The organism is Aphanizomenon sp. UHCC 0183 (genome assembly GCF_009712065.1).
In the GTDB taxonomy this organism is placed as follows: Bacteria; Cyanobacteriota; Cyanobacteriia; order Cyanobacteriales; family Nostocaceae; genus Dolichospermum; species Dolichospermum heterosporum.
On the sequence record NZ_VILC01000049.1, the window covers coordinates 1 to 6,722 of the forward strand.

The 6,722-nt window shown below is 44.3% G+C and carries 4 protein-coding genes; all 4 read right to left on the bottom strand.

Annotation, left to right across the window (positions count from 1 at the left end):
- Nucleotides 1-526: 526 nt before the first annotated feature.
- Complete coding sequence (infB, locus tag FJR37_RS16550) at nt 527-3,616, bottom strand: translation initiation factor IF-2 (RefSeq protein ID WP_039205189.1); 3,090 nt, start codon at nt 3,614-3,616, stop codon at nt 527-529.
- 441 nt (nt 3,617-4,057) lie between these two features.
- Complete coding sequence (locus tag FJR37_RS16560; RefSeq protein WP_072033681.1) at nt 4,058-4,327, bottom strand: YlxR family protein; 270 nt, start codon at nt 4,325-4,327, stop codon at nt 4,058-4,060.
- 225 nt (nt 4,328-4,552) lie between these two features.
- Entirely contained in the window at nt 4,553-5,830 is a 1,278-nt protein-coding gene (gene nusA / locus FJR37_RS16565; protein ID WP_174763439.1) for a transcription termination factor NusA, read from the bottom strand.
- Nucleotides 5,831-6,105: 275 nt separating this feature from the next.
- Nucleotides 6,106-6,567, bottom strand: coding sequence for a ribosome maturation factor RimP (rimP, locus tag FJR37_RS16570; protein WP_168466562.1), 462 nt, complete (start codon nt 6,565-6,567; stop codon nt 6,106-6,108).
- Nucleotides 6,568-6,722 lie beyond the last annotated feature (155 nt).

A 6,722-nucleotide genomic window follows, 5' to 3' on the forward strand; every position in this document is an offset into this window, starting at 1 on the left:
GGAAATTGAGCCATAATTCCTCATTCCTTGTTGTTCACTTCCAGATTTAGACAATTTGGGATTTTAGATTTCAGATTGATAATTTATTTCACATTCCCGGGAAAGACGTAAATCTAGTTACCCAAACCTAAAATTGAAAATTTTTGTTTAATCTGTTTTCAAGATAATGGTTTTATACCTGAAAATTCTGTCGCATTCATCACTAAATGCAGAATTTTCTGCGAGAAATTTCTAAAACAACTTGTTTTCAATTAAACAGGGAATTTTTTTAAAATTTATAGCAAACCCAGGAGGTTAAGACATCAATAGATAATGAAACTCCTACTCAAACAGGATTTTACCTATTTCTTCCTTCTTTCTTCTGCCTTCGTGTTTTTTGTTTCTATCCCTACGGGACGCGAACGTGGTTCATTAATTCCTAACTACTTTTAAGCGGAGTGCTGATTTTACATTATTTGAGTGTTGAACTCGAAACAGTCTCAATTCAACACTCATCAACTCAGCACTCAACGCTGGATGCACGTCACTACTTAGTCATAGTTAAAGTCCGACGTTTAGTTACCAATTGGTAGGATTCAATGATGTCATTTTCCACCCAGTCATGGAACTTATCAATGCCGATACCACATTCATAACCTGCGTTGACTTCACGGGCATCTTCTTTCATCCGTTTGAGGGAATCAAGGACACCTTCATAAACTACCTTATTGTGACGACGGACGCGCACTTTACAGTTGCGAACGAGTTTACCAGATTGCACATAACAACCGGCAACTGCACCACGACCAACTGGGAAGACAGCACGAACTTCTGTTTGTCCTAAAGGTTCTTCCACCAGTTCGGGTTCGAGTAGACCTTCTAAAGCACCTTGGATATCTTCCAAGAGTTTGTAGATGATGTTATATTCTCGAACATCTACACCTGCTTCATCCGCAGCCTGTCTAGCTCCACTGGCGTAAGTGGTGTTGAAACCAATAATTACAGCGTTACTGGCAGCAGCTAAGTCTATGTCTGTTTCGGTGATTTCTCCAGCGGTAGCTAGGAGCATCCGAATTTGGACTTCGTTTTGCGGAATTTGGCGCAGAGAGCCGATAATGGCTTCCACAGAACCTTGTACGTCGCCTTTGAGGATGAGGTTGAGTTCTTTTAACTCGCCTTCTTGTGCTTGTGCTGACAGGGTAGTGAGGGTGACACGACCTTGTAACAATCGAGACTGACGTTGCTTGTCGGCGCGATCGCTGGCTATAGAACGAGCTTCTTTTTCGTTTTCATAGACCTCGAAATCATCACCGGCAGCAGGGACATCACTTAAACCCAATACCTCTACTGCAAAGGATGGACTAGCGACATCTACACGCTTACCGCGATCATTCACCATAGCCCGGACTTTACCGAAGGCTGAACCAGCGACCAGCATATCTCCAACGTGGAGAGTACCGTTTTGAATCAGCAAGGTAGCAACTGCACCTTTCGCTTTATCCAAATGAGCCTCAATGACTGTTCCTTTTGCGACCCGATCTGGATTAGCGGATAGTTCGGCTACTTCCGACACCAACATAATCATTTCTAGGAGGGTATCGAGATTTTCGCCCTTAATGGCACTAACGGGAACCATAATGGTTTCACCACCCCAGTCTTCGGCAGTGAGACCGTAATTGGTGAGTTCCTGTTTAACCCGCTCTGGTTGTGCGCCTTCTTTATCAATCTTGTTGATGGCAACAACAATGGGAACATCGGCGGCTTTAGCGTGGCTAATAGCTTCGATGGTTTGGGGACGAACGCCGTCATCAGCAGCTACGACTAAAACGGCAATATCTGTCACCCTAGCTCCTCTGGCACGCATCGCGGTGAAGGCTTCGTGACCAGGAGTATCGAGGAAAACAATCTGCTGTGGTTTACCTTCATGGACGATATCAACATGATATGCGCCGATATGTTGGGTAATACCGCCCGCTTCCCCAGAAGCAACTTTGGTTTTGCGAATTGAGTCGAGGAGAGTGGTTTTACCGTGATCTACGTGACCCATGATGGTGACAACTGGAGGACGACGAATGAGGTGATCTAAGTCAGCCACGTCAATCATTTCTGTGACTTTCCGAGCTTCAGCTTCTCGTTCGACGATTTCGACTTCTACTTCTAGTTCTTTGGCGACTAGGGTAATGGTCGGAATATCCAGATTTTGGGTGATACTGACAGCCATGCCTTTCATAAACAGGATTTTGACAATCTCTGTATCGGCAATTACTAAGGCATCAGCCAACTCTTGGACTGTTAATGGACCAGTGACAGCCAGTGTAGCTGGACGATCTGGTTTTTGCTCGACATTTTCTTGACGACGATTGTGGTCGCGGGAAGAACTAGATTTTTTGCCTCTAGTGGTAGGAGCAGCTACAACCGCTACAGTTGGCGCACCAGCACGGGTTCCTTTAGGTTTGGGAGGACGGGCAATGGAAAGACTAACTTGGACGGCTGCGGAAATTTCTAGACCGTTTTCATCTAAATCATCCTCATCGAGTAAATCATCTTCTAAGATTGGTTTGACCCGTTTGCCCTTGGGTCCCAACTTAGCCTTTTCCTTGATTTCGTCAATGATTTCTTCTTCTTGCCATTTCTTCCCACCTTTGTTTAAACGAGGGGGTGTAGGGCGTTTTAAATCAAGCAGATCGGGAACAATTGGTGTTTCATCCAATGATTCTTTTTTCGCTCCGCCGATATTATGCCGGGGTGGAGTTGCCGTGGGAATAGCGGCTGGTTCACCGGGACGTGCGGGTCTAGGACGTTGGATATCACCGCCAACGGATGGTCTGCCAGTGCGCTGTTCTGGTCTTGTCGGGGCTGCTGAATTAGCCCGACTAGGTTTAGGTGGTGCGGATGGTGAACCTTGGTCAGATGAGGGTTTATTAACCTTACTTCTGACTGGTTGCCGGTCTTCCTCAACCCGCTGGGTGCGATCGCGTTTGAGCAGGGGTTTTTCCGATGTTCCGATTACCGGTGTATCTGGCGATTTTGTGTCATCTACTCTGGCAGGGGGAGAAACCAATTGGGGTTTTTGCGGTTTCTCTGGTTTAGGTCTAGGAGTAGATATCTTCTCTGCTTTTTCCCCTACTACCTTTTCCGCCACCGGTTGAGGATTAGATACCTGTTCCGGTTGGGTAGGATTAGGTTTGAGCGGAGTCTCGGATTGATTCCGGGGAACTGGTCGAGTTGGTGCCGTCGGCTTCATAGATGAGACAGGTGTAGCGAAAGGCCGTGGAGGTGAAGGACTATTAGCCTCAGTAGCGTCAGTAGCAACTGAAGTATCTGGTGAGTTGGTAGTAGTGTTTCTCAATATTTTCGGTTTGCGAATTTCTAGAATTTGCTGTTTGTGATTGGCGCTGGGACGGTTTGGGGATGAATTTGGTTTATGGCCACCTTTACCCTGTTCCTTTTTGGAGACTAAGTTCGCAGCAGCAACTTTTTCGGCGGCACTACGAATTTGTTCAGCTTCCGATTCGGAAATCGTACTGCTATGGCTTTTGACCGCAATATCGAGCTGATCGCAAATGGCTAGTAGCTCTTTATTGTCCAAATTCAATTCCTTTGATAAGTCATAGATTCTAACTTTTCCGTTGTTCATCCACTCTTTCCCCTTTAATTTACAGTTTTAATGGATGGTTGCCTGGTTGGTGACATCTCCACCCTTTGATCACTGTTTTTTCGGTTGCCCTTGGTGATATTGCCGGTGCCTCCAGTTAGGAAAGAGAGATGTTTCGGGTTAATACTGACATCTCCACCAGGAATGATGGTTGATGCAGAACTGCGATTTGACGCTACCAGGTTGCCATTTTTGGTTTTTTTGTTTTGCTGATTTGGGAGTCTTCCACAATACAATCAAAAAAAAACTTTCTGGGAGTAATGCCTTGCGTCTTGTCCAAAAAAAGGAGATCGAGAAAGCTGGTTACATCCATTTACTATTTTGGCACTAACTTGAGCGATACTAAAGGTTATGATCAGAGCGCGAATAGTTCGGCTTTTGTCATAATATCTTTAGAGGTTATCGCAATTTTAGTTGTTACCATTAAATCTGATTTTGGCGATCGCCCTGATTTAGACGTTGCCACAATGCTTGATACACTGTGTCTGGCACTGTCCCATGCAGCGATCTTCCTAGTCTATTTTTTTTCTGAGCTAGTTGCAGGCAACTCTCTTGCGGACAGATATAGGCAGAACGCCCCATGCCCTGATCTAATTGTACCTTTCCAGATGGAAAGACGCGGACAATCCGCCAAAACTCTTGTTTCAAGTTGACTTGACGACAACTAATACAACGCCGATAGTTCGGTTTCATCAGTCTTTTGCCAGATTCAGCTAGATATCTTCCTGATACTAAACAATGTATTTTTTAATGTCAGTTGTCAGTTGTCAGTTGTTCGTTGTCAGTTGTCATTGGGAAAAAATATTCCCCCTGCTCCCTGCTCCCTGCTCCCTGCTCCCTGCTCCCTGCTCCCTGCTCCCTGCTCCCTGCTTCCTGCTTCCCTTACTTTCTCAAATTATTGCAGGCAAATTTGGGGAATTAATCTTCCTCCCTATTGTTGAATCTATCCTCATCCAATTCTAATTCTTCTGCCATTTCATATTCTCGGTCAGACCTATCATCCTCATCATTTCGTGGTTGATTTTGCGCTCTCACCGCTGCAAATTTAATATCTTCAGCTTCCTGGTCATATTTAGCCTGATCTTTAATATCAATTTTCCAACCAGTGAGACGGGCTGCTAACCGCACATTTTGCCCTTCTTTACCAATAGCCAAACTTAGTTGATCTTCCGCCACCAAAACATGGGTTTGGCGACTTTCTGGGTCCATCAGTCTAACTTCATCTACCCGTGCTGGACTTAAGGCATTAGCAATATAGGTAGCTGGATCTGGAGACCAGCGAATCACATCTATTTTTTCACCACGTAATTCATTAACTACTACCTGGATTCGTGATCCCCTCGCACCAATACAAGCGCCAACGGGGTCTACATCCCGATCTAAGGTATCAACAGCAATTTTTGTCCGGGGTCCGACATAACGAGAAGGAGGATTAGCTTCTCTGGCTACAGCCACAATCCGCACTACCTCATCTTCAATTTCTGGGACTTCATTGGCGAATAGATAAACTACCAAACCTGCATCAGCACGCGATACCATCAACTGTGGACCCCGTTGCTGTCCTTGGGAAACTTTTTTCAGATATACCTTAAAAGTTGCATTAGCACGATAGTTATCATTGGGTAACTGTTCTCGCTTGGGTAACTCCGCGTCTACCTCTGATTGTCCAAATCCACTACTCACAGCCAAAATCACAGACTGACGTTCAAATCGCAATACTCTAGCTTGTAAAACCGTGCCTTCTAAGTCTTGAAACTCTTCTTGCACCATTTGACGTTGTTGATCTCGCAACTTTTGCGCCAATACTTGCTTAGTTTGCATGGCTGCCATGCGCCCAAATTCACCCTGATCTGGGGTGACATCCAATACCACAGAATCTCCCAGTTGAGCTTCAGGGGCTACTTGCTGTACCTCATCTAAGGAAATTTGATGATCAGTATTACTAACTGCATCAACAATAGTTTTGGTGGAAAGAACCCGAAATCCCTCACCCTCTATATCCAATTCTACTTCAAAATTATTAAAATACTCTTCATCAAATTGTCTGCGTTCTAAATTTTGGGCGCGACGATAACGTTCGTAACCCTTAATTAAGGCTTCTCTAATAGCCGCTTGTACAGCCAAACGCGGCAAATTTCGTTCTTTGCTAATACTTTCAATTAGCTCTTTTAATCCAGATAAAGTCACCATTGACATACGCAATCTCCTAAAATTTTATGTAAGCTAGTCAGCACAATTAGATAATTGTTAAGAAATAATTGTTTTCTTCAATACCTTCGCCATTCTTTGTAGGTTGGGTTAAGCAACAGTGCAACCCAACGCATTTGTTGGGTTTCGTTCCTCAACCCAACCTACAAATCTACAAAGAATGGCGGTTTCCAATTTGGCGAAGGTATTGTTTCCATAACCAATTACTCCTTACCAGTTACCAGTTACCAGTCCCTAATCCAAAGTCTAAAATCTAAAATTGATTAGCTACGCTCATCTATTTGTACTTTGGTAATGAGGTCACGCGGGATTTTGATTACACGACCTTTTTGATTAAGGTAAACTGTGGTTTCATCCCGACGCACCAATAGACCTATCCAATCTTGCTGTTGTTCGTAGGCTGGGGAAGTGGAAATAACTACAGGAAATCCTTTGAAGGAAATAAACTCCCTGTCTGTTACCAGTTGCCGCGAAATACCAGGACTGGATACTTCCAATACATAAGCGTCTGGAATGATCTCTCCCGTATCTAATGACGCTTCTAAGGCACGGCTCATCTTTTCACAATCATTCAGGCCAATGTCCTGTAGAGGATTAAAGATATCTACTCGCAAGACTGGGGGGCTTTGGTTCGTATGAAAAACTATACTAACAACTTCCAATCCTAGTTCTGTGGCTACTGGTGTCGCCAAATCAATAATTTGTGGTATTAAAGGATGAGTCATGGGAGAATTCAATAAAAAAAGTGGGCTTCAACCCACTTCCTGCGACAGGGATATCTTCCAAGAAGTCTTGTGACGAACTGCATTAGTTCGCCCCTAAGATGAGTGTAGCCTATTTCTTCAGTTCGTCATGACAGACTTGAAAAAATGGTCATTGG